Origin of the sequence: Corynebacterium aquatimens (assembly GCF_030408395.1) — a bacterium.
GTDB lineage: Bacteria > Actinomycetota > Actinomycetes > Mycobacteriales > Mycobacteriaceae > Corynebacterium > Corynebacterium aquatimens.
Genome location: NZ_CP046980.1, coordinates 894,184 through 915,227 on the forward strand (window position 1 = coordinate 894,184; position 21,044 = coordinate 915,227).

The 21,044-nt window shown below is 64.1% G+C and carries 20 protein-coding genes; 15 read left to right on the plus strand and 5 right to left on the minus strand.

Going from position 1 to position 21,044, the window contains the following annotated elements:
• The first annotated feature begins 71 nt into the window (after positions 1–71).
• Positions 72–1,238 carry an MFS transporter gene (locus CAQUA_RS04060; protein ID WP_331273434.1) on the plus strand — a complete coding sequence of 389 codons (1,167 nt, stop codon included), beginning with the start codon at positions 72–74 and terminating at the stop codon, positions 1,236–1,238.
• On the opposite strand, the gene CAQUA_RS04065 is transcribed toward CAQUA_RS04060, so the two are convergent.
• On the minus strand, positions 1,225–2,133 hold the full coding sequence (locus tag CAQUA_RS04065) for a DMT family transporter (protein ID WP_196824401.1): 909 nt from the start codon (positions 2,131–2,133) through the stop codon (positions 1,225–1,227). The two genes, CAQUA_RS04060 and CAQUA_RS04065, sit on opposite strands and share 14 nt — an antisense overlap.
• A 92-nt stretch (positions 2,134–2,225) precedes the next feature.
• Between CAQUA_RS04065 and hisH the strand changes: the two genes are divergently transcribed.
• The 3 genes from hisH (at position 2,226) to CAQUA_RS04080 (ending at position 3,826) form a co-directional block, all read left to right on the plus strand.
• Complete coding sequence (hisH, locus tag CAQUA_RS04070) at positions 2,226–2,876, plus strand: imidazole glycerol phosphate synthase subunit HisH (RefSeq protein WP_196824400.1); 651 nt, start codon at positions 2,226–2,228, stop codon at positions 2,874–2,876.
• Positions 2,877–2,944: 68 nt separating this feature from the next.
• Positions 2,945–3,493 carry an RNA 2',3'-cyclic phosphodiesterase gene (thpR, locus tag CAQUA_RS04075; RefSeq protein ID WP_196824399.1) on the plus strand — a complete coding sequence of 183 codons (549 nt, stop codon included), beginning with the start codon at positions 2,945–2,947 and terminating at the stop codon, positions 3,491–3,493.
• Between the two features lie 9 nt (positions 3,494–3,502).
• The gene (locus tag CAQUA_RS04080; RefSeq protein WP_196824398.1) at positions 3,503–3,826 is read left to right on the plus strand and encodes a nucleotidyltransferase family protein; all 324 of its coding nucleotides are present in this window, start codon (positions 3,503–3,505) and stop codon (positions 3,824–3,826) included.
• A gap of 131 nt (positions 3,827–3,957) precedes the next feature.
• On the opposite strand, the gene CAQUA_RS04085 is transcribed toward CAQUA_RS04080, so the two are convergent.
• Positions 3,958–4,485 (minus strand): gluconokinase, encoded by a 528-nt coding sequence (locus tag CAQUA_RS04085; RefSeq protein WP_196824397.1) that lies wholly within the window; start codon positions 4,483–4,485, stop codon positions 3,958–3,960.
• Positions 4,486–4,581: 96 nt separating this feature from the next.
• On the opposite strand from CAQUA_RS04085, the gene priA reads away from it, so the two are divergent.
• From priA to CAQUA_RS04135, 10 genes are all read left to right on the plus strand, one after another.
• Positions 4,582–5,382 carry a bifunctional 1-(5-phosphoribosyl)-5-((5-phosphoribosylamino)methylideneamino)imidazole-4-carboxamide isomerase/phosphoribosylanthranilate isomerase PriA gene (gene priA, locus CAQUA_RS04090; protein ID WP_196824396.1) on the plus strand — a complete coding sequence of 267 codons (801 nt, stop codon included), beginning with the start codon at positions 4,582–4,584 and terminating at the stop codon, positions 5,380–5,382.
• On the plus strand, positions 5,379–6,197 hold the full coding sequence (locus CAQUA_RS04095; protein WP_331273433.1) for an inositol monophosphatase family protein: 819 nt from the start codon (positions 5,379–5,381) through the stop codon (positions 6,195–6,197). Before priA ends, CAQUA_RS04095 begins: the two co-directional genes overlap by 4 nt.
• Positions 6,198–6,261: 64 nt before the next feature.
• Positions 6,262–7,047, plus strand: coding sequence for an imidazole glycerol phosphate synthase subunit HisF (gene hisF, locus CAQUA_RS04100; protein WP_196824395.1), 786 nt, complete (start codon positions 6,262–6,264; stop codon positions 7,045–7,047).
• Complete coding sequence (gene hisI / locus CAQUA_RS04105; protein WP_196824394.1) at positions 7,044–7,451, plus strand: phosphoribosyl-AMP cyclohydrolase; 408 nt, start codon at positions 7,044–7,046, stop codon at positions 7,449–7,451. Before hisF ends, hisI begins: the two co-directional genes overlap by 4 nt.
• Before the next feature lie 12 nt (positions 7,452–7,463).
• Positions 7,464–8,141 carry a TIGR02234 family membrane protein gene (locus tag CAQUA_RS04110; protein ID WP_196824393.1) on the plus strand — a complete coding sequence of 226 codons (678 nt, stop codon included), beginning with the start codon at positions 7,464–7,466 and terminating at the stop codon, positions 8,139–8,141.
• A 9-nt stretch (positions 8,142–8,150) separates the two neighbouring features.
• Positions 8,151–9,059, plus strand: coding sequence for an indole-3-glycerol phosphate synthase TrpC (locus CAQUA_RS04115; RefSeq protein WP_196824392.1), 909 nt, complete (start codon positions 8,151–8,153; stop codon positions 9,057–9,059).
• Positions 9,060–9,189: 130 nt separating this feature from the next.
• A complete protein-coding gene (gene lgt / locus CAQUA_RS04120; protein ID WP_196824391.1) occupies positions 9,190–10,131 on the plus strand; it encodes a prolipoprotein diacylglyceryl transferase in 942 nt (313 codons plus the stop codon).
• A 21-nt stretch (positions 10,132–10,152) separates the two neighbouring features.
• Positions 10,153–11,589: a pyruvate kinase gene (pyk, locus tag CAQUA_RS04125; RefSeq protein ID WP_196824390.1), complete on the plus strand. Its 1,437-nt coding sequence runs from the start codon at positions 10,153–10,155 to the stop codon at positions 11,587–11,589.
• 265 nt (positions 11,590–11,854) lie between these two features.
• Positions 11,855–13,411, plus strand: coding sequence for an HNH endonuclease signature motif containing protein (locus CAQUA_RS04130; RefSeq protein WP_196824389.1), 1,557 nt, complete (start codon positions 11,855–11,857; stop codon positions 13,409–13,411).
• Positions 13,412–13,596: 185 nt separating this feature from the next.
• The gene (locus CAQUA_RS04135; RefSeq protein ID WP_196824388.1) at positions 13,597–15,192 is read left to right on the plus strand and encodes a multicopper oxidase family protein; all 1,596 of its coding nucleotides are present in this window, start codon (positions 13,597–13,599) and stop codon (positions 15,190–15,192) included.
• 44 nt (positions 15,193–15,236) lie between these two features.
• Here CAQUA_RS04135 and CAQUA_RS04140 read toward each other — a convergent pair whose 3' ends face one another.
• Both CAQUA_RS04140 and CAQUA_RS04145 read right to left on the minus strand, forming a co-directional pair.
• Positions 15,237–17,627, minus strand: coding sequence for a glycogen/starch/alpha-glucan phosphorylase (locus tag CAQUA_RS04140; protein ID WP_196824387.1), 2,391 nt, complete (start codon positions 17,625–17,627; stop codon positions 15,237–15,239).
• 240 nt (positions 17,628–17,867) lie between these two features.
• A complete protein-coding gene (locus tag CAQUA_RS04145) occupies positions 17,868–19,217 on the minus strand; it encodes a DUF4921 family protein (RefSeq protein ID WP_196824386.1) in 1,350 nt (449 codons plus the stop codon).
• A 31-nt stretch (positions 19,218–19,248) separates the two neighbouring features.
• On the opposite strand from CAQUA_RS04145, the gene CAQUA_RS04150 reads away from it, so the two are divergent.
• Entirely contained in the window at positions 19,249–19,644 is a 396-nt protein-coding gene (locus tag CAQUA_RS04150) for a hypothetical protein (protein WP_196824385.1), read from the plus strand.
• Positions 19,645–19,738: 94 nt separating this feature from the next.
• Here the strand turns inward: CAQUA_RS04150 and CAQUA_RS04155 are convergent, their stop codons facing one another.
• Positions 19,739–20,941 carry a glycerate kinase gene (locus CAQUA_RS04155; protein ID WP_196824384.1) on the minus strand — a complete coding sequence of 401 codons (1,203 nt, stop codon included), beginning with the start codon at positions 20,939–20,941 and terminating at the stop codon, positions 19,739–19,741.
• Between the last annotated feature and the right edge of the window lie 103 nt (positions 20,942–21,044).

Below are 21,044 nucleotides of genomic sequence, written 5' to 3' on the forward strand. Positions count from 1 at the left end.
CTACTACTAGCAGCAGCACTACCGGCGCTTCTGCCAGCGGCTCTAGCAGCACCTACACCAGCGTGTGGCGGGTGCCCGGTTTCATCGCTGCCATGGTGGCAATTGCCACGTCGTTTGGCTCATGGGGCTTGCTCTTGCCCGTCGTTCCGGTTGCCGTGATGGACAAGGGTGGCACCGCTGCGCTTGCCGGTGCGACGACGGGCGTGTTCATGACCGCCACGGTGCTCGTGCAAGTGATCACGCCGTGGCTACTTCGGCGCGTGAGCTATCCGCTAGTGATCGCCGTGTCCGGCCTGCTCATGGGCGTACCAGCCCTAGCCTATGAGCTTCCGCTGAGCGCGAGCGGGATCTTGCTGGTCAGCGCCATTCGCGGCGTGGGCTTCGGGCTGATGACGGTGTCTGAATCGGCCGTTATCGCAGAACTTGTCCCGCGCCGCTGGCTGGGCAAGGCCACCGGGGTCTTCGGCGCTGCGGCCGGCCTCATGCAGATGCTCACGCTGCCGGTGGGCCTGTGGATTGCGGAGCGCGCCGGGTACATGCCGGTGTGGGTGATGGGACTGGTCATCTACCTCATTGGTGCCGCGGCGTGCATCTGGATCCCGCGGGTGAAGGCCTCCGCTCAGGAGATTGATGCCCACGCGATCCCGGCCCCGCCGACGTGGAAGCTGGTGCTGGTGCCCGCCCTGTGCCTGACACTCGCCGCGGTTGCCTACAGCATCCTGACCAACTTCCTGCCCGCCAGCATCCGCGATGCGGGGATTTCCTCGTCCACCGCGATTGGTGGTCTGATCTTGGCGGTGGTCAACTTGGCCGTCATGTTCGCCCGTTACGGTGCGGGCGTCATCGCTGATAAACGCGGTATTCCCGGCACCATGATGATCCCTGGGCAGATCATTGGAGCATTCGGCTTCGCGGGATTCGCCATCGCGATGGCAACGAACGCCCATCAAGCCTGGTTCCTGGTTGCCGCGTTCTTCTTTGGCGTGAGTTTTGGTGTCGTCCAAAACGAGTCGCTGTTGTCCATGTTCCACCGCCTGCCGCGCAGCAAGATTGGCCACGCGTCTGCGGTGTGGAACGTTGCCTTCGACGGTGGCCAGGCCATTTCTTCGTTCTTCTTCGGCGCTATTATCGCTGGGGTAGGCATTACCAGTTCCTTGTGGATCGCCACCGCCGTACTGGTTAGCGGCATTGTGATGTCAGTCGCGGATTGGCTGATCGGTCGGGCTAGAGCAGCCTGACCGCTAAGATTCCCGCGAAGATTAGGACCAGCCCGGCGACGCGGCGGGCATTAAGCGGTGATTTCCGCGCGCCGAAGGCGCCCACCGTTTCCAGCAGCTGGCCCCCGGCGATCGTGCCCGCGTTGAACGCGATGACCGTCGTTGCCGTGCCCAGGATGGGGGACAGGCTCGCCCCCGCGACGACGAAGATAGCGCCGGTAATGCCGCCGAGCCACATCCACCACGGCCCGGGCTCCGGCCGCCGTGTAAGTTGCCGCGGGCTAGTCACCAGTACCGCGATGAGCAGCAACGCCACACCGACAGTGAGGTTGATTTCGGAAGCGTAGTACGCCGAGCCGGTGATGATCCCCAAATGCCCATTGATGGCGGTTTGCGCGGCAGACCCCATGCCGATGACCACGCCCACGGCGCGGTAGATCCACACGGACGGTCCGCCGGCGCTCGAGCCGAAGACGTCTGCTCCACCGCGAAGCGTCACGACGATTCCCACGAACACCACTGCCGCGCCAATCAATCGCAGGACGGACACATCCATCAAAGGGGAGTGGAACAGCCCGAACCGGTCGATGAGCAAACCCATCGCCACCTGCCCAAGGATGGGCAACACAACCGTTTCCACGGCCCCAAGCACCGGAAATAACATGATGTTGCCCATGACGAAGCACGCGCCCAACACTCCGCCGAGCCACACCCACCACGGCGCGCCACCGGGGACGTGCGGCACGGGGTCGCCCACGAGCGCAAGCGTCGCAAGAACGGCGCACGCCAAGGCAACCGAGAAAGAAATCAACGCCGAGACAATCGGCCGGTTCCCAACAGACAAACGCAGTCGCGAGTTCGCAGCCGTTTGAACCGGCACGATGCCGCCGACCGCGAGCGCAATAAGAAGCAGCATTAGCTAATTTTCGCACACCGCGCGGGTCCAGCCTGACCCCACGAGGGAACCCGCCCTCCACCGCATCAGCAGCGGGTTATAAAATCACCGGCATGACTACACCCAGTGGGCAGCCCACCGTCGCTTTGTTGGACTACGGTGCGGGCAACCTTCGTTCCGCAGCTCGCGCGCTGGAACACGTTGGGGCGGACGTGATTGTCACCCAAGACGCGCTCACCTGCATTGAGGCTGACGGCCTCGTTGTCCCCGGCGTCGGCGCGTACGACGCCTGCATGAAAGGCCTGCGCGCCGTCCAAGGCCCCCGGATCATCGGCCAACGACTCGCCGGCGCGCGCCCCGTCTTGGGGATCTGCGTGGGGCTGCAGGTGATGTTCGATCGCGGTGTTGAACACGGAATCAATACACAAGGGTGCGGGGAGTGGCCTGGGACCGTCGATAAGCTTGTTGCCCCCGTGCTCCCGCACATGGGTTGGAACACCGTCGATGTCGCCGCGGGCTCTGACATGTTCGCGGGCCTTGACGCGGACACGCGGTTCTACTTCGTCCACTCCTACGGGGTGCGCGAATGGACGCTCCAGGACGACGAGTTCATCGCGCCCCCGAAAGTCTCCTGGTCCAGCCACGGCGCATCGCGCTTTGTCGCCGCCGTGGAAAACGGCCCGCTGTGGGCCACGCAGTTCCACCCGGAGAAATCCGGCGATGCTGGCCTGCAGCTTCTGACCAACTGGGTTGGTACCTTCTAATTCCGGCTCCGCGCTGCCCGCCTCATTTTCACCAACTACCTGAACCCGCAGCCACGCTGCACACTTTCGTGAAACGACTTTTCGCTGCCCTCACTCCGCCCGACAACGTCCGTGAGCACCTGGTTACGGCGCTGCGTCCGATCCGCGACCTGGGCACCGGCCCACAACTGCGCTGGACCGACCCCGATAACTGGCACGTCACGCTCGCGTTTTACGGCAGCCAGCCCAACGATGTTGGCCTGGTCACCGATGTCCTCGCCCAGGCGACCGCCTTCGCTGCACCGCTTAACCTTCAACTCCGCGGCGCTGGCTGCTTTGATTCCCGGACCCTGTGGATCGGCGTCGGCGGCGACGCGCATGCCCTGAAGAACCTCATGGCGGACTGCCTCATTGACCCGAACGAACGCCACCGCCAGCGCTCCCACCTCACCGTCGCGCGTACCAGCACGCGCACCCGCGACGCCTGGCTTCTCGACGACCACGCTCACGCCCTTTCCGTCTACCAAGGGCCAGAATTCGTAGCCGACGAGGTACACCTACTTGAATCCCACCTCGGTAAGGGCCGTTCCGGCGGACCTCGCTACGAGGTCATCGACACGTTCTACCTCCGCAGCTAACCTGAAGCTATGACCCCAGTCAACGCAACACCCGAATCCGTTGCTCTTCGCGAGCTCGTACAGGCGCGACGTGCTGATTTCTATGAGCTACTTGGTCGCTACTGCGCGACGAATCCTCGACTATTCGGGTCTGTCGCAACAGGAACGGCAGGTGAAAACTCGGACATCGATATCCTCGTGGACATGGATCCCGTGGACGGTAACATTTTGATGAGAGCGGCGGGCCTTATGGAAGAGACCCGCGAACTTTTCCGATCCGAATCGATTGATATTTTCCCAGCCCAACTCCTCAAGTTCCCGATCTCGGAGCTGGAGGAAACGATCTTGATATGACCAGATCAGTTAAGCGACGAGTCGAAGACGCTTTGGAAGCGATTGAGCGGTGCCAACGTTACTGGCCAGCGATGCAAGCAGGAGGCAGTCGAGAATCAGCTCCCCCCTCAAATCCGCGCTGAGCGAGATTATCAATAGCTTCGATCAGGATGACTAGTTTCCCTTAAACCTGGAATGCTCTGAATCGCGTCGAACGTTGTACTTTTTTCGTCGGGGCCGAGTGGTTCGAGGGTGTCGAGCTGGCTTCGCAGGAGCTCCGGGGGCATAAAGTGGCCAGTGCGCTGCTCTAAACGTGTGCGCAGGACGTCTTCGGGGACGTCGAGGTGGATGAACACTGCGTCGGGGGCGTGGGTGCGGATGATGTCGCGGTAGCTGCGTTTCAAGGCGCTGCAGGCAACAACCACGCCGTCAGCCTGATCATCTGCGGTGCTGCGCGCGAGGGCCTGGCCGATGAGGTGGAGCCAGGGGACGCGGTCATCGTCGTTAAGCGGGGTGCCGCGGGCCATCTTGGCGATGTTCGCGGCAGGGTGGAGGTCATCGCCGTCAATGAACGGCAGACCCAGAGCGTCCGCGAGTACCCTACCCACGGTGCTTTTACCGCAACCGGAAACACCCATGACCACGATGCGTCGCGGATGGCGTGGCGGCGGCAGTGGCATAGTTCCATTGTGGAATAACGGCGGCTGGGGTCACAAAATGTGGGATTCGGGGGTACCGCGGCAGCCACGCGGGCACAGGGACATAAGATAAACCACATGAGTTTCACGCTGCTTCCTGCTGTTGACGTAGTAGACGGACACGCCGTTCGACTTGACCAGGGGGAGGCGGGCACCGAGAAGCACTACGGTTCCCCGCTCGACGCGGCGCTGCAGTGGCAAGAACAGGGCGCGCAGTGGCTGCACTTCGTGGACCTCGACGCGGCGTTCGGGCGCGGGTCGAACCACGAGCTCATGGCAGAAATCACCCGCACGCTGGACATCAACGTGGAACTCACCGGCGGTATCCGCGACGATGAAACCCTTGAGCGTGCGCTGGCGACCGGCGCGAAGCGCGTCAACATCGGTACCGCTGCGCTGAACAACCCGGAGTGGGCGATCGACGCGATCCACCGACACGGGGATGCGATCGCAGTCGACATCGCCGTGCGCGAAGAAAACGGCGAGTGGCGCACCAAAGGCAAAGGCTGGACCGAAGACGGCGGAGACCTCTGGGAAGTCCTCGAGCGTTTCGACGCCGCCGGTTGCACCCGCTTCGTCGTCACCGACGTGAGCAAAGACGGCACGCTCGCCGGGCCGAACATCGACCTACTGCGCGACGTCGCCGCCGCCACCGACGCAGCCATCACAGCCTCCGGTGGTGTATCCACCCTCGACGACATCAAAACAATCGCCTCCTACGCCCACGAAGGCATCGACTCCGTCATCATCGGCAAGGCGCTCTACGAAAAGCGCTTCACGCTTAACGACGCGTTGGTGCTTGCACAGCAAGCACCAACGGAGGGGGAGTCAGGGGCGTCAGGGCCGCAAGCACCAACGGAGGGTGGCGGGACCGCATGATGGACCTGCACCACCACCTTGCGATCGCCGAAGAAGCCGCCGATAGCGCCCGTCGGGTCTTCATCGAAGGGCTGGGAAGCGCCCCGGCTCTATTCAAATCCAGCAGCGATTTCGCCACCGACGTTGACATCGAACTAGAAGACTTGATCCGCGAGCACCTCCGGGAAGCCTCCGGGATCCCAGTCTTCGGCGAGGAAGAAGGCGGAATCCTGCGCGGCGACGCGACCTGGGTCGTCGATCCAATTGACGGCACCGCCAACTACTCCTCTGGGAGTCCGAACTGTGCGATTTTGATCTCGTTGGTCGTCGATAAGCAGCCTGTGGTTGCCGTGACTGACATCCCGCTGCTGGGCATGCGGCTGACGGCGATTGATGGGGCGCCGGTGACTCTAAATGGGCGAGTGCTGCCGTCAGTGAATTCAATCGAGGCCTTTAGTCGCCAAGTGGGGTTGGGGGCCGTGGGCTCTGACGAATCCCACAAGATCCCGCCAGACATGCGTCTGCAGCTGCTGCGCCGGCTGGAACAGACCAACATGCGACCGCGGATCTCGGGGTCCGTGGGCATAGACCTCGCATTCGTCGCCCAAGGCATCTATGAGGCCGCGGTGAGCTTCTCACCACATCCGTGGGACAACACCGCGGGCGTGCTGCTTGCGCGAAGCGCTGGCGCGGTCGTGACCGACTGGGAGGGCGAGCCGTGGAACCTCGAATCCGTGGGCGTCGTCGCTGGCTGTCCAACAGCCCACGCGAAAGTACTGGACAGCATCCGTGAGATCGAACGGCTCTCGCGCGGGGCGGGGACGCCGCCGCGGTGACGGACTCATAACGGGTCAGCACTGACCCACCACAACACACAAAAAGTAGTAGGAAGGACCCACCATGGCTGTTGCCGTACGTGTAATCCCGTGCTTAGACGTGGACAATGGGCGCGTGGTCAAGGGCGTGAACTTTGACAACCTCCGCGATGCCGGCGACCCGGTTGAACTGGCCAAGCGCTACGGCGAAGAAGGCGCCGATGAACTGACGTTTCTAGACGTCACCGCCTCCAAACAGGGACGCGGCACGATGCTTGATGTCGTGCGGCGCACGGCCGACGAAGTCTTCATTCCACTCACCGTGGGCGGGGGAGTGCGCAGCGCCGACGACGTCCGGGAGCTGCTGCGCGCCGGTGCCGACAAAGTGAGCGTGAACACATCCGCCATTGCACGACCAGAACTACTCGGAGAGCTATCGCGGCAGTTCGGTGCCCAGTGCATCGTGTTGTCTGTGGACGCCCGACGTGTCGGCGCGCAGGGGACCGACACACCAAACACGCCGTCCGGCTTCGAGGTGACCACCCACGGTGGCACGCGCTCAGCGGGCATCGACGCCATCGAGTGGGCGCGCACCGGTGAACGCCTGGGCGTGGGGGAAATCCTGCTGAACTCCATGGACGGTGACGGAACGAAGAACGGATTCGACATCGAGCTGATCGAGCGCGTGCGCGAGGCAGTGTCGATTCCGGTCATCGCCTCCGGCGGCGCGGGCGCGGCGGCGCACTTCCCACCGGCCGTCGATGCGGGCGCGGATGCCGTCTTGGCTGCGTCCATCTTCCACTACGGCGAGGTCTCTATCCGTGAGGTCAAGGAAGAACTCGCCCGCGCTGGCCACGAGGTGCGCCTGTGAGCAATGTCAGCGGCGTAAGCGATAACCCCGCCGAGTACGAGCTCGACCCGGCGATCGCCGCGCGTCTGAAGCGGAATGATGCCGGGCTCGTCCCCACGATTGTGCAGGCGGCCGGAACGGGAGAGGTCCTCATGATGGCCTGGATGGATGACCACGCGTTGGCCTACTCGCTGGCCACGCGGCGAGGCACGTACTACTCTCGCTCGCGTCAGGAGTATTGGATCAAAGGCCTCACGTCCGGCCATACGCAGGAAGTGGTTGGGGCCCGCATTGATTGCGACGGGGACACGATCCTGCTCACCGTCAACCAGGTCGACGGTGCTTGCCACACCGGTGACCGCACCTGCTTTGACGAGGGGGATCTGTTCGCGATTGCCCCAGCCAACGCACAGGAGAAAGGGTAAGAGGAATAACCAGTGACTGACCAGCACGTCCAACCAGTGCCAGATAAGCGGCGCGCGCGCATCGGGGCGGCGCTGATCGGCGTGGGCGCAGTGATTATCTGGATCGCGCTGCAGTTCACGTGGATTACCGTCGGTACGCTCGATGAGCGCACGGGTGCCGCGGTCACGGAGATTGCAGGCTCCATGTGGTCAAGTGAACTCCAGGCCATCGCGTTGCTGCTGCTTGCGGCCATGGTCGCAGGCTTCGCTTTACGACGATCGGGCCGACGCGCCGTGGGAACCATCGCCGCGGTGTTCGCCGGGGCGGGGCTGTATTGGCCCGCGAAGCTGTTGATCGTCGACCCCAGTCCGGAGCGGATCGAGTCGGTGCTGCAATTCGCCGCAGAATCGACCTCCGGTGGGGCGGCTCCGATTGGACAAGTGAACCAGGTTGATGTGTCCGTGGCGTATCCGCTGCTGGCGGTCGTCGGCACGCTTGTTGCTCTAGCGGGCGCGAGCATGCTGTCCTCACAGCCGGGCGAGGACGCGGCGACCGCGAGCAAATACGAAACCACCGCATCCCGCCGCCAAAAGATCGAGGATGACTTGGCCGAGGACCCCGATTCCGGGCGGGTCATGTGGGACGCGCTTGATGCGGACATCGACCCCACGGATCGGGCCGATTTTCCTCAATCCGATCCCGGCCGATAATCTAAGACCATGCACGCGCCGAGCACGTCCACGGGCACACCCCAGTCAGGGGGCGTGGATTCTGCGGGCGTGTCCATCCCGGGGGTCTACCCGGACACGCTGAAGGGCTTGAGCGGCCTGAATCCTGTTGTGGCGCGGATCGTGGAAGAGGTCGCGCAACGTGAGGCCGTCGTTCCGTTCAAGGAAATCAAGGCCCGCTCGCGGAATATGCCGCCCACCCGCGATGCCCGCGCGGCGCTGCTGCGGCAAGGGTGCAGCGTGATCGTGGAGATCAAACGCACATCGCCCGTCGGTGGGCCCAATGAAGTCGTCGAGTCCATCGAGGACGTCGCCCGCGCCATTGAAGACGCCGGGGCGGACCTCATCGCGTGCCAAACGGAGCGATTGCGTTTCGACGGATCGCTGACCGACATGCTGCTCGCCCGGCGAGCCACGAGCCTGCCCATAGTGTGCCGCGACGTGATCGTCGACCCGTACCAAATCCACGAAGCCCGCTGCTTCGGCGCCGACATGGTGCCGCTGCAAGTCGGGCTTTTAGAACAAGCGCGCTTTGAAAGCCTGCTCGACCGCATCGAGTCCCTAGGCATGGTCGCTGCAGCGGAGGTGCGCACGCCGGAAGAAGCCGACCGCGCGATCACTGCCGGGGCCAGCGTGATCGCTGTGAACTCGTGGACGTTTGATACCAACGACCTCAACCGCGGGGCATTCCAAGAAATCGTTCCCGGCCTGCCCGAAAGCGTGATCCGCATCAGCCTGGGCGGCGTGCGCTGCTCCAAGGACTTGGTGGAAGCGGCGTCCGTCGGTGCCGACGCGGTCATCGCCGGTGAGGCCGTGATGTCCAGCGACGACGTGGGTGCCGCCACCCGACGACTCGTATGCGCCGGCCACCACCCGGCCTGCCCCTCCCGAAAATCCTGATGGCGCCGGCACGGTGAGGGCCCTGGCGCCCTCACTGTGAGGGCCAGGGTGCCCTCACCATGAGGGTGCGCGCCTGCCACCGTGAGGGCGTGTGAAGCACGCCCTCACCACGTCGGGCACACTAGGGTGCGTGCAAACTCAGATCCTGGCTAACATCCCATCGCCGCCGCAGGGCGTGTGGCACCTAGGTCCGATCCCGATCCGCGCGTATGCGATGTGCATCTTGACCGGCATCGCCGTCGCGCTCTGGCTCACGTTACGGCGCTACAAGCGCCTCGGCGGGGACCCAGACGTGGTGTGGGACGCCGCTATCGTCGCGATCCCCGCCGGCATCATCGGCGGGCGCGCCTACCACGTCATCACGGACTGGGATAAATATTTCGGGCCGGGCAAGGACCCGTGGCAGATCTTCAACTTCGCCGGCGGTGGCCTAGGAATCTGGGGCGCGATCGCGCTGGGCGGGTTAGCGGTGTGCGCGCTGCTGAAGTACAAGGGCGTCTCTATCGGGACGTTCGCGGACGCGGCGGCGCCAGGCGTCGTCCTCGCCCAAGCCATCGGGCGGTTGGGTAACTGGTTCAACCAAGAAATCTACGGCCGTCCCACGGACGTGCCCTGGGCGCTGGATATCTACTACCGCGTCGACGAAAACGGCAATTACGCCCCGCTCACCGGCCACTCCACCGGTGACATCGTCACCAGCGTCCACCCCACGTTCCTCTACGAGCTGCTGTGGAACCTTCTAGTTTTCGCGCTGTTGCTGTGGGCCGAGCGCCGCTTCCGCCTCCGCGGCGGCTGCGTCTTCGCGCTCTACGTCATGGGGTACAGCTTCGGGCGGTTCTTCATCGAGCTCATGCGCGACGACCACGCCAACCTCATCCTCGGCTTCCGCGTCAACAGCTGGGTCTCCGGCATCGTCTTCCTCGCGGCCGTAGCCACATTCATCTACCTGCGGCGCACACAACGCCAAGCCCCCGCCAAGACGCTTATCGACGACAGGGATGCGCAAGCGGACAGTCACGCGCGCGAGGAGTCGTCGACAAGCGAAAAGCTCACACCAAGCGAAGGTGAATAGTAGAGGGTAGCCTGGGGCCTCGTGGAAAGAAGAACAAAGATCGTTTGTACTCTTGGTCCCGCCGTCGCGAGCAAAGAAGCCATTCTAGGACTTGTGAACGAGGGCATGGACGTGGCCCGCCTCAACTTTTCCCACGGCGATTACGCCGACCACGAGCAAAACTACCGCTGGGTGCGTGAAGCCACGGATGAATCCGGCCGCGCAATCGGCATTCTCGCGGACCTCCAGGGCCCGAAGATTCGCCTCGGGCGTTTCAAAGACGGCCCCACCTACTGGGAAACCGGGGAGACCATTCGCATTACCGTCGATGACGTCGAGGGCACGCACGATCGCGTCTCCACCACCTACAAGCAGCTGGCGGAAGACGCGGAGGTCGGCGATCGCCTGCTTGTCGACGATGGGAAGGTCGGCCTCGTCTGCACCGCCGTCGAAGGCAACGATGTGGTGTGCGAGGTCACCGAGGGCGGCCCGGTGTCCAACAACAAGGGCGTGTCCCTACCGGGCATGAACATCTCTGTTCCCGCGCTGAGCGAAAAGGACAAAGAAGACCTGCGCTTTGCCCTGAACTTGGGCGTGGACTTCATTGCGCTGTCCTTCGTGCGCTCGCCGTCTGACGTGGACCTGGTCCACGAGATCATGGACGAAGTCGGCCGCCGCGTACCGGTGATCGCCAAAATGGAAAAGCCGGAAGCCGTGGACCACCTCGAGTCCATCGTGCTGGCGTTCGACGCGATCATGGTCGCCCGTGGTGACCTGGGCGTGGAGATCCCGCTCGAGCAGGTGCCGCTGGTGCAAAAGCGCGTCATCCAGATCGCGCGCGAGAACGCGAAGCCGGTGATCGTGGCAACGCAGATGCTGGATTCGATGATGGAGAACTCGCGCCCCACGCGCGCGGAGGCCTCCGACGTGGCCAACGCTGTTCTCGACGGCACCGATGCCGTCATGCTGTCCGGCGAGACCTCCATCGGCGTGGACCCGCACAACGTCGTGCGCACCATGGACCGCATCGTGCGCGTGGCCGAATCCATGGGGACCATCCCGCCTCTGAACCACATCCCGCGTACCAAGCGCGGCGTGCTGTCCTACTCCGCGCGCGACATCGCCGAGCGCATCAACTCCCGCGCCCTGGTGACGTTCACCACCTCCGGTGAGACCGCCCGCCGCCTGGCGCGTCTGCACCCGTCGATGCCACTTTTGGTGTTCACGCCGCGGCAAGAGGTGCGCTCCCAGCTCGCGCTGACCTGGGGTGCGGAGACCTTCCTGTGCCCCACCGTGGACACCACCGATGAGATGCTTGCCATCCTGGACGAGTACCTGCTGTCCATCGACCGCTTTGAAGAGGGCGACACGATGGTGGTCCTCGCCGGCACCCCTCCGGGGCCTGCCGGCACCACGAACATGATCCACGTCCACCAGCTGGCCAAGGAAGTCAACCGCATCCACTTCTTCAACAACTAGGCCGCCAGCCCCCAGGCGCCCGGGTGTTCGTCCCGGGCGCCTTTTCGCGCCCGCGCCTGCGCCCACGCCCGCGCCCGCACCGCGCGCCACCCCCACCCGCGCCGCGCCGCGAGGGCAAAGCAGTATAGCCCACTCCTGCACGCCCCCCGTGGGGGTCCGGTTTTTCTGTGGATAACCGCGCTTTCGTGTAACTAAACCCGCGAGTTATCCACAGATTTCGCCAGGCCCCTAGACAGCCCTTGCGTTTGCGTTTAGCGTGCGAAGCATGTCCTTTAACACGCTGCTCACGACGGTCGCTTCGACCGGCCTCGCCGACTTGGCGGGCTTCGACCGTGACGCAGCCGTGTCCGCAGGACTGTCCCCAAATACGGTGTCCAACTGGGAAAAACTACACAAGGTCTACTACGCGCCGTGCACGTGCCCAAAGCAGCAGGAACTGACCCGCCAGCTCGCGATCAGCAAGGCTTTTAGCATCGATCAGCTTCTTCTGGTTGAGCGTCGCGTGGCGCAGTTTGCATCGAGTGAGGAGGCAATGCTTGACGACGGGTCGTCGATAAGCATGCGCGAATGGAAACTACGCCAAGAACTTCTGGCGACGCCGTGCACCTACGCGACGCTGGAAAAGAAGGCCAAGGAACTGATTACCGTCACCCCGCCGCCTCCCGTCGACCGGATCAGCTTTTCGCGCTCGAAGGGCCGCAAGCGAACCTTTTCGGTCACCACCGACGAGCGCGACATCGCGGACCTGGAACACGCCCTGCGCGCGGACCTGGATCTGGACGCGCCAGCTGGGCCGCAGATGCTGGCGAAGTTCGCCGCTCTGCTACGCGAAGGGGAGTTCGGCATCCCCGCGGCCCGCCCGCGGCCACAGCTTCTCATTCCTTTGTCCGAGCACCTCAAGATCCTTCAGCAGGACGGCGACGACACGCTCTTAGGACTTACCGACGGCACCACCATGCTCGCTTCCGACTACCTGACCAAGTACTTCGCCAATGCCGATTACGGGTTAGAAGCGGCAGTGTTTCATCCCACTGAAGGTCCCGTGAACCTGTTCCGTCTCGAGCGCCACGCAAGTGACAAGCAACGCAGCCTGATCAAAGCCGCGATGCCGGTGTGCGTCGTACCGGGGTGTCGGCAACCCGCCGACAATTGCCAAATGCACCACATGACAGCGTGGAAGAACGGCGGGTACACCAACCTGGACAACCTCGCGCCGGTGTGTTCGTACCACAACGCGACGAACGACGACGATGCCGTTCCGCACCCCCACGGCCCGCACCCCGCGGGCACACACGCCGGCGGCGCAAAGCCCGCTGGCCCCGCAAACACAGACGCCGGCGGCGCAAACCACGCCGGCGGCGCAAACCACGCCGGCGGCGCAAACCACGCCGCGTCTGGTTCGGGACGGGCGGCGGGCGCTCGTCGAAAGAAGGCGCGCGGCCGTTACGCAGGCACGGATGTGCCCGTTGGGCCCATGCAGATGTGGTGCTCGCCGCGCGGTTACGTCGTGCCTAACGACGCCCACCCGAACTACCAATACGGCGCCATGGTTTCCCTCTTCCCAGAGGACATACCTGCAGCTTCAAGGCCGGGTGCTCCACCGACGCAGTATGAAAGCGCGTGGAGCGAGAGCCGCAATCGGCACCGCCCACACAAACGAGACGAAAGAGATGAAAGAGGCGGTCGATATGGGGGCGGCAGCCCAGGCGGAATAGATGGGGGCGACGGCCGAGGCGGACGGCATCGGCACGGGCACGAGCACACCCAGTGGCCGCGCGGCCCCGTGGACATCGAGCCGATGGATGGCCGGCCGCCGCCTTAGCAAAGGTCGGCGGAATGTCGGTCCGGGAATGGGAACCGAGGGGAGCACCGGGGGAGCACCGGGGAGACCCGAGGGCACCGGGGGAGCACCGGGGAGACCCGAGGGGGCGCCGGAGGGCAAGCGCTGAGGGGGAAGCGCCGAGGGGATCGGGGCTGCGCGAACGGGGGCGACGTATCGTGGAGCCTATGGCTACGCGACCATCCACCGATTCAGGGCGCTTCGGGCGCCGGACGTTTTTCAAAAGTATGCTGTTCGTCGCCGGGGCGGCGGCGGTTGGGGGAGTATCGGCGTGCTCGCAGAATGAGGGAGGCACACGGCGCGGACAGCCCGAGCCGCGCGGGGCGACGGCACAGCCGCGCCCGCTTCCGATCCCGCCGCTGTACACCGGCGAGCTGAAGGGGTCGACGCGCAGCTTCGAGCTCACCGCTCAACGGGGTGAGTTTGAGATCGTGGAGGGCACGAAAACTGCCACCTGGGGCTTCAACGGGGCGTGGCTTGGGCCGACGCTGTACATGCGCCGGGGCGAAACCATCGACATGACGGTCACAAACAACGTCGGCGAACCGACGGTCGTCCACTGGCACGGGCTCCATTTGCCGGCGGCGGCGGATGGCGGCCCCGCGCTGATCTTCGCGCCGGGCGAACAGTGGCGCCCCACCTGGAAAATCGAGCAGCCCGCCGCCACGTGCTGGTACCACCCGCACCCCCACGAGATTTCGGCGCTGCACGCGTACCGGGGGCTCGCGGGCGGGCTCATTATCGCCGACGACGAATCGGATGCGCTTGACTTACCGCGCGACTACGGTGTCGACGACATCCCCGTCATCATCACCGACGCCAAGTTCACCGACGACGGCCAACTCGACGAAACCATCGACCCCACCTACGGCCTGCTGGGCACGACGCCGCTGATCAACGGCATCACTAAGCCACGGCTGACCGCCACCACGCGGCGCCTACGCCTCCGTCTGCTCAACGGCGCCACGATGCGCTTCCACCACCTCGAGCTGGGCACGCCGTTCCACGTCATCGCGACGGACCAAGGCCTGCTGGAACGACCGATCGAAGCAGACGCGATCCTGCTCAGCCCTGGTGAGCGCGCGGAGATCATCGTCGACCTCGAACCCGGCAAAGACCTCACGCTGCGCTCCACCGGCGTGCCCAACGGCGGCGGCCTGCCCAAAGAGGAGACCACCGACGGCTTCGGGCTCCGCGACACGTTTGACCTGCTCGACATCGTCGCTCCGGCACAGGACGCCCCGGCACAGGACGCCCCGGCATCAAGGGAGGAGCCGGGTGCGTTGCCGACGAAGCTCGTCGATAAGCATGATGCGAACGCCGATGCCGCGCCGACGCGCGAGTTCCGACTCAACGGCTTCCAGATCAACGAGCAGTCCATGGACATGGCCCGCGTCGACTTCGCCATCGACCACGAGGGCCCCGAGATCTGGAAGGTCACCAACGAAAACGCCGACTGGCCCCACAACTTCCACATCCACAATGCGCGCTTCGCGGTGCGCGCCGTCGAGCCGCTGGGGGGCAACGCGGAGGCGTCGATCGACTTCACGCACGGCTGGCACGACACGATCAACATTCCGCCGCTTTCGACGGTGACGCTACTCGTCGAGGTCGGCTACTACCCGGACCCCACGTTGGCCTACATGTACCACTGTCACATGCTCTTCCACGAGGACCAGGGCATGATGGGCCAGTACGTGGTCACCCGCCCCAATGAGGAGCCCGCGTTGGGTCCCGCGGGGCATGATCATCACGCAGTTTAAGCTCTCGCTTAACGACGGAAGGTCCCCGCGGCTGACGCAGCGAGCTAGCGGATCGGTGTTGGGTTGATGTGCCAGACTTCTTCGGCGTAGTTGCGGATCGTGCGGTCGGAGGAGAAGCGGCCCGACTCGCAGATGTTCACCCAGCACATGCGTGCCCAGGCGAGTGGGTCGGCGTAGTAGTCGGCGGCCATGCGGTCGCGGGTGGCCTTGTAGTCCTCGAAGTCGCCCAGGACGTAGTACACGTCAGGGGTGTTCCAGCCGCCGTCTTCCAGAAGGGAAGTGCGGATGTCGTAGAAGAGGCCGGTCTGACCGTCGTCAAGCGTGCCGTCGATAAGAGCGTCGAGCGCGCGCTTGAGAGCAGGGGTTGACTCGTAGACCTCGCGGGGGACGTAGGAAGCGCGCAGCTCCGGCAGCTCCTCCTCGCGGGCGCCGAAGATGTAGGCGTTGTCCTCGCCCACGGAGTCGACGATCTCTACGTTGGCGCCGTCCATCGTGCCCAGGGTGAGCGCGCCGTTCATCATGAACTTCATGTTGGACGTGCCGGAGGCTTCCTTGCCGGCGGTGGAGATCTGCTCGGAGACGTCCGTGGCCGGGATGATCTGCTCGGCGGGGGAGACGTTGTAGTTCTCCACGAACACCACGCGCAGGTACTCGGAGGCGACAGGATCGTTGTTGATCAGCTCGCCGATGGCGTTGATCAGCTTGATGATGCCCTTCGCGCGCGTGTAGCCCGGCGCGGCCTTGGCGCCGAAGATGAAGGTGCGCTTGGGCACATCGCGCTCGCCGTCGCGGGTGATGCGGAAGTAGAGGTCCAGGATGTAGAGCGCGTTGAGCAGCTGGCGCTTGTACTCGTGGAGGCGCTTGACCTGGGTGTCAAAGATTGACTCTGGGTCGATCTCCACGTTCTCGTGGATGCGCACCCAGTCGGCGAAGGAGCGCTTGTTGGCGGCCTTGATGTCGGCGAGCTCGCGCATCACGTCGTCGTTGTCTGCGTAGTGGCGCAGCTCCTTGAGCTTGTCCATGTCGGTGACCCACGCATCGGAGCCCACCAGGCGGTCGAGCAGCTCCGACAGACGCGGGTTGCACATGCGCAGCCAGCGGCGCGGGGTGACACCGTTGGTCTTGTTGTTGAACTTCTGCGGCGCGAGGTCGAACCAGTACTTCAGGGTGTCGCGCTTGAGGATCTCCGTGTGCAGCGCGGCCACACCGTTGATGGAGTAGGCGCCGTAGCAGGCGATCCAGGCCATGTGGACCTTGCCGTCGTGGACTGGGGAGTAGCGGTGGATGTCGTCCGGGTTGAGGCCGCGGCGCTCCATGTCGATGCGGTAGCGGCGGTCGATCTCCAGCACGATCTCCCAGATGCGCCAGAACAGCTGCTGGAAGATGGATACGTCCCACGTCTCCAGTGCTTCTTGGAGCACGGTGTGGTTGGTGTAGGCGAAGGTCTTGGTGGTGATGTCCCAGGCTTCTTCCCAGCCCATGTCGTGTTCGTCGAGAAGAATGCGCATGAGCTCAGGGATTCCCAGCACCGGGTGGGTGTCGTTGAGCTGCACGGAGTTGTACTTGGCAAAGTCGCGCATGTCGTCGCCGTGGTGCTCGATGTACTGGTCCACCATTTCCTGCAGCGAGGCGGAGACGAAGAAGTACTGCTGGCGCACGCGCAGCACCTTGCCGCCGTGGGTGGTGTCGTTGGGGTAGAGCACGCGCGTGATGTCGTGGACGGCCTCGCGTTCCAGGATGGCGTCGGAGAAGCGCTGGGAGTTGAACGCGTCGTAGTCGAAGTCGCTCATCGGCGCGGCGTCCCAGAGGCGCAAGGTGCCGACGTTGTCGGTGCCGTAGCCCGTGATCGGCATGTCGTGGGGGATGGCGCGGACTGTCAGGTCGTCGAATTTGACGATGCGCGTCTGCGTACCGTGGCGCACGAGGAACGGGTAGAAGGATTCCTTCCACGCGTCCGGGTGCTCTTTCTGGAAGCCGTCGACGAACTCTTGGCGGAACAGGCCGTAGCGGTAGAGCAGGCCGTAGCCGGTCACGGGGTAGTCCTGCGTCACGGCGGAGTCAAGGAAGCACGCGGCGAGGCGGCCCAGGCCACCGTTGCCCAGTGCGGCGTCGTGCTCGGCTTCGAGGGAGTCGTAGAAATCGTGGTTGTTGTCCGCGGCGGCTTTCTTCGCGTCGTCGATAAGGCCGAGGTTCGTGAGGTTGTTCAAAAGCGCGCGGCCCATGAGGAATTCCGCGGAGAAATACGCTTGACGACGAGTCGTCTCATACGCATGCTTCGTTTCCTCCCAGTTGTCGCCGATTTGTTCCATGACGGCGAGCGAGAGGCCGGTCCAGAATTTCTTGCGGGTTGCTGATTCCGGGGTGGAGCCGGATACGGAGCGGACGTGGCCACTGACGGTGTTGATGAACTCAGGGATTTCTGCAGGCTTGTTCATGCTCGCCACTGTACCGAGGATGCTGTGAGCCTTCAGGCCATGTTCGGCCAGCGGCCGCAGATCGTTGCAGTAGTGAGCGAAGGCCGACTGGGCCCGCAGCGGGGGCCGTTGCAGTGGCGAGCGACAGCCGGCGGGGCGCGCAGCGGGGGATCGTTGCAGTGGTGAGCGAAGGCCGACTGGGGACGTTGCAGTGGTGAGCGAAGGCCGACTGGGGACGTTGCAGTAGTGAGCGCCAGCGAACTACTGCAACGCTGGGTTGTACTTCAGCGCGTTGCGCGGCGGGGCGCACTCGGTGGCGATGCGGATGTTGCCGGCGACTTTTCCTTCGGCGCGGAGGCGGTAGAGGTTGGACACGACGCGGTCGCGGATGTCGTAGGGGGACAGCGTGTTGACGTAGACCTTGGTGCCGCCTTCGAAACCGGCCAGGGTGGAGACACGCCATTTGACGTTGATGCGCCAGGGCATGGGTACGTCAAGGTCGATGGGTTTGTAGTGCCATTCCTCGTTGCCGGGTACTTCGCTGCCGGATGCGGCGTGGACGGCGTGCAGTAGATCGGACATGCCGCGTACTTCGTCGGGGCTTTGCAGCCAGGGTTCCGGCGTGGGGGACTTGGAGTAGACGTTGATGGTGGGGTAGCGGTGGCCGATGCCGGCGCACACGATGGCATGGTCGTTTTCGGCAACGATCAGGGAGCGGTAGCTGGCGTAGTTGATGCCCCATTCGTTATACATGTTGGGGTTGCGGCGCAGTTTGTCGATTTCGAGTTCGGATTGGACGCCGCGCTCGTCGATAGCTACGAGCTGCTTGTGCAGGTGCTCAAACGACGCGCCGGCGGGCGCCAGCCAGTTCTGGAACACGACGACGTACGGGCTGAATCTGTTGCGCTGGTACAAGTCGCGCATGGAGTCGATGGTGAAGGCGATGAACCCGTAGTGTTCTTCGGGCGTCATGGTGCCGGATGATGCCAGCTGGGTGGAGTCGGTTGCCCCGTCGATGAAGTGCTTGCGTGAGACGATCACGTCGTGGCCGCCGCCGAAATATGCGGGCGCGAGCTCGAGGAGTTCTTGCTCGGACACTTCGGGGTCGCGTCCAGCGGCTGCAAGGCGGGTGCGCACGATATCAAAGGTGTGGCGCCGCCCTTCGTCGTCGGCGAGGTAGCGGTCCATGTGGGCGCGTCGGTCGTCGTCCATCTGGAAGCCGTAGTTTTTCACCCAGTAGTCGTAGGAGACGATTTCAAAGAGGTTGGGTACCCGCCGGAATTCCGCCTGGGTGTCGTGCAGTTGGTGCGGCAGTTGATCGCGCAGTATCTCCCAGTTGCCGTCGAAGCCGCCGCCGGCGGACACCCCGTGGTTGATGATGCGGGATTTTTCCGGCGGCGTTTTCAGGTAGTTGTCTTGGCAGAACGCGCACGAGTTGGTGAAGTCCGTGTCACTGAGCTCGCGCGCGTGGCGCTCCGGGATGGACAGCGGACGGTTGCCGCGCCCGGGGACCGTCCACACTTGGGTTCCGGAGAACGGGTTGATCTGTTTGATCGTCCCGTCGGCCATGGTGAGGATTGCGTCGCGGTAGGAGTGCACAGGAAACGTCATGTCTCCCCAGGCTATTAGCTAGGCTCGTATCATGCCGATTATTCAGTTTGACGTGCTTGTTTCTGACGATGCCGCGGGGAGGCAGGTCGAGGAGGCGTTCGCCCGGGCGGTAGGAATTCTCGTCGAGAAGCAAATGCTTATCGACGGCCGGGTCACCCGCGATTCTTCCCCCACCGTTGAGGCGGACGTGGTGGCGCAGCTGCGCGAGGTGTATGAGCGCGACCGTGGCGAAGATCCGGATAACGCGCGGGTCCACCGCTATCTGATTGAGGCCGATGGGGCGAGTTCCTACAACCAGCTGGCGATGGGGCTGTCGCGGATTTTGACGCCGAAGGCCGAATTGCCGAACGATCCCGTGCAGCTTGAGCGGCAGGAGACGTTTGAGCAGCCGTCGATCTTTCCGTGGACCGTGGAGATTATCCGCTAAGCGCCGGGCCGGGGCCCTGCCGCTTAGCGTGAGCGCGTGGCGCCGCGCTGCCCGGGGTTGACGTCCCCCTCTTCGGCGGGCCGGTGCCCGCCGCCTAAGGGCGCTGGAGATAGTCGAGAGCGACCTGGGCGCCGGCGTCGACGAGTTTTTCGCGGACCTGTTCGTTGAAGTCGGGGGCGTTGGGATCGGGGGCGTCGCCGAGTTCTACGGTGAGGACGTCGGGGTCGAGCTTCGCATCGATCGCGCCCGCGATGACCGCAGCGGCGGTGCCGGCGTCCTTGGCCAGGTCGAGCACGGTGGAGACCACCTTGCCCCCGGCGGATTGATCGTCGTAGTTGCCCTCGCCCGTGATGACGAGGTGGGCGTCGGCGATTTTCTCGGGCAGTCCTTGGGCCTGGGCTACCGTCTTGGACCCGGAGACAACGGTGACGTGGTCGGCCGTGCCGTGCAGAAGAGTGGAAATCCAGGTCAGGCCAATTGAGATTCCGCCGGCAGCGCCGTAGCCGGGTTGGTCGGGGTCGACGCCGGTGACCTCGCACAGGCGCGCCAGGGCGCGGTCTGCCAGCTCGACCTCGTCCTCACTAGCGCCCTTTTGGGGGCCGAACACGCGGGCGGCGCCGCGCTCACCGGTGGCGGGGAACGCGGAATCTGCCAGGAGAATCCAGTCCACGGACGCCGCTGGAATGTTCATCTTGGCAGTGTCGAAGTCTGCAAGATCCACGAGTGCGCCGCCGCCGTGGCGCAGCGCGTGGCCGTCTTTATCTAAAGCGTTGATCCCCAACGCGGCCAGGATCCCTGTGCCGCCGTCGATCGTCGCGGAACCGCCCAGTCCGAGAACAATGGTGCGGGCACCGCGGCTCACCGCGTCGGCGACGAGCACCCCCGTGCCATATGTGTCACCGGTCAGCGGCACCGGGTTGTCCTTCACCGCGGGCAAGCCCGAGGCGGCCGCGACGTCAATGTACGCGCGTGCCTCGGTAGCGTTGAACACGTACGTGGCCTCGGTAAGACGCCCGGCGGCGTCGGTGGTCGGAAGGGTGATCTCCTCTCCGTCGAAAAGCGAAGCCGTGCCCTCACCTCCATCCGCCATGGGAACGCAATCAATTTTGGCGTCACGAATGACGGATTGAACGCCCTCGCTTATCCATTCAGACGATTTATATGCAGGCGCCGTTCCTTTGAAAGAATCGGGCGCAACGACGATCTTCAGTGATGACGCATTTCCCCCGTTAAAATCCTCTGACCAGCTGTCAAAGGACTCGTCGAGTGCGGCGTCGAGGTGATGTGAATGGCTCATGTCCGTGTCGTTCTTCCGTGAATAAACAATGCATAAATTGTGACGATTGCCACCAAAATTTGCATAAATCTGATGAAAAAGTATCTTGGTCTCGTACCCATTA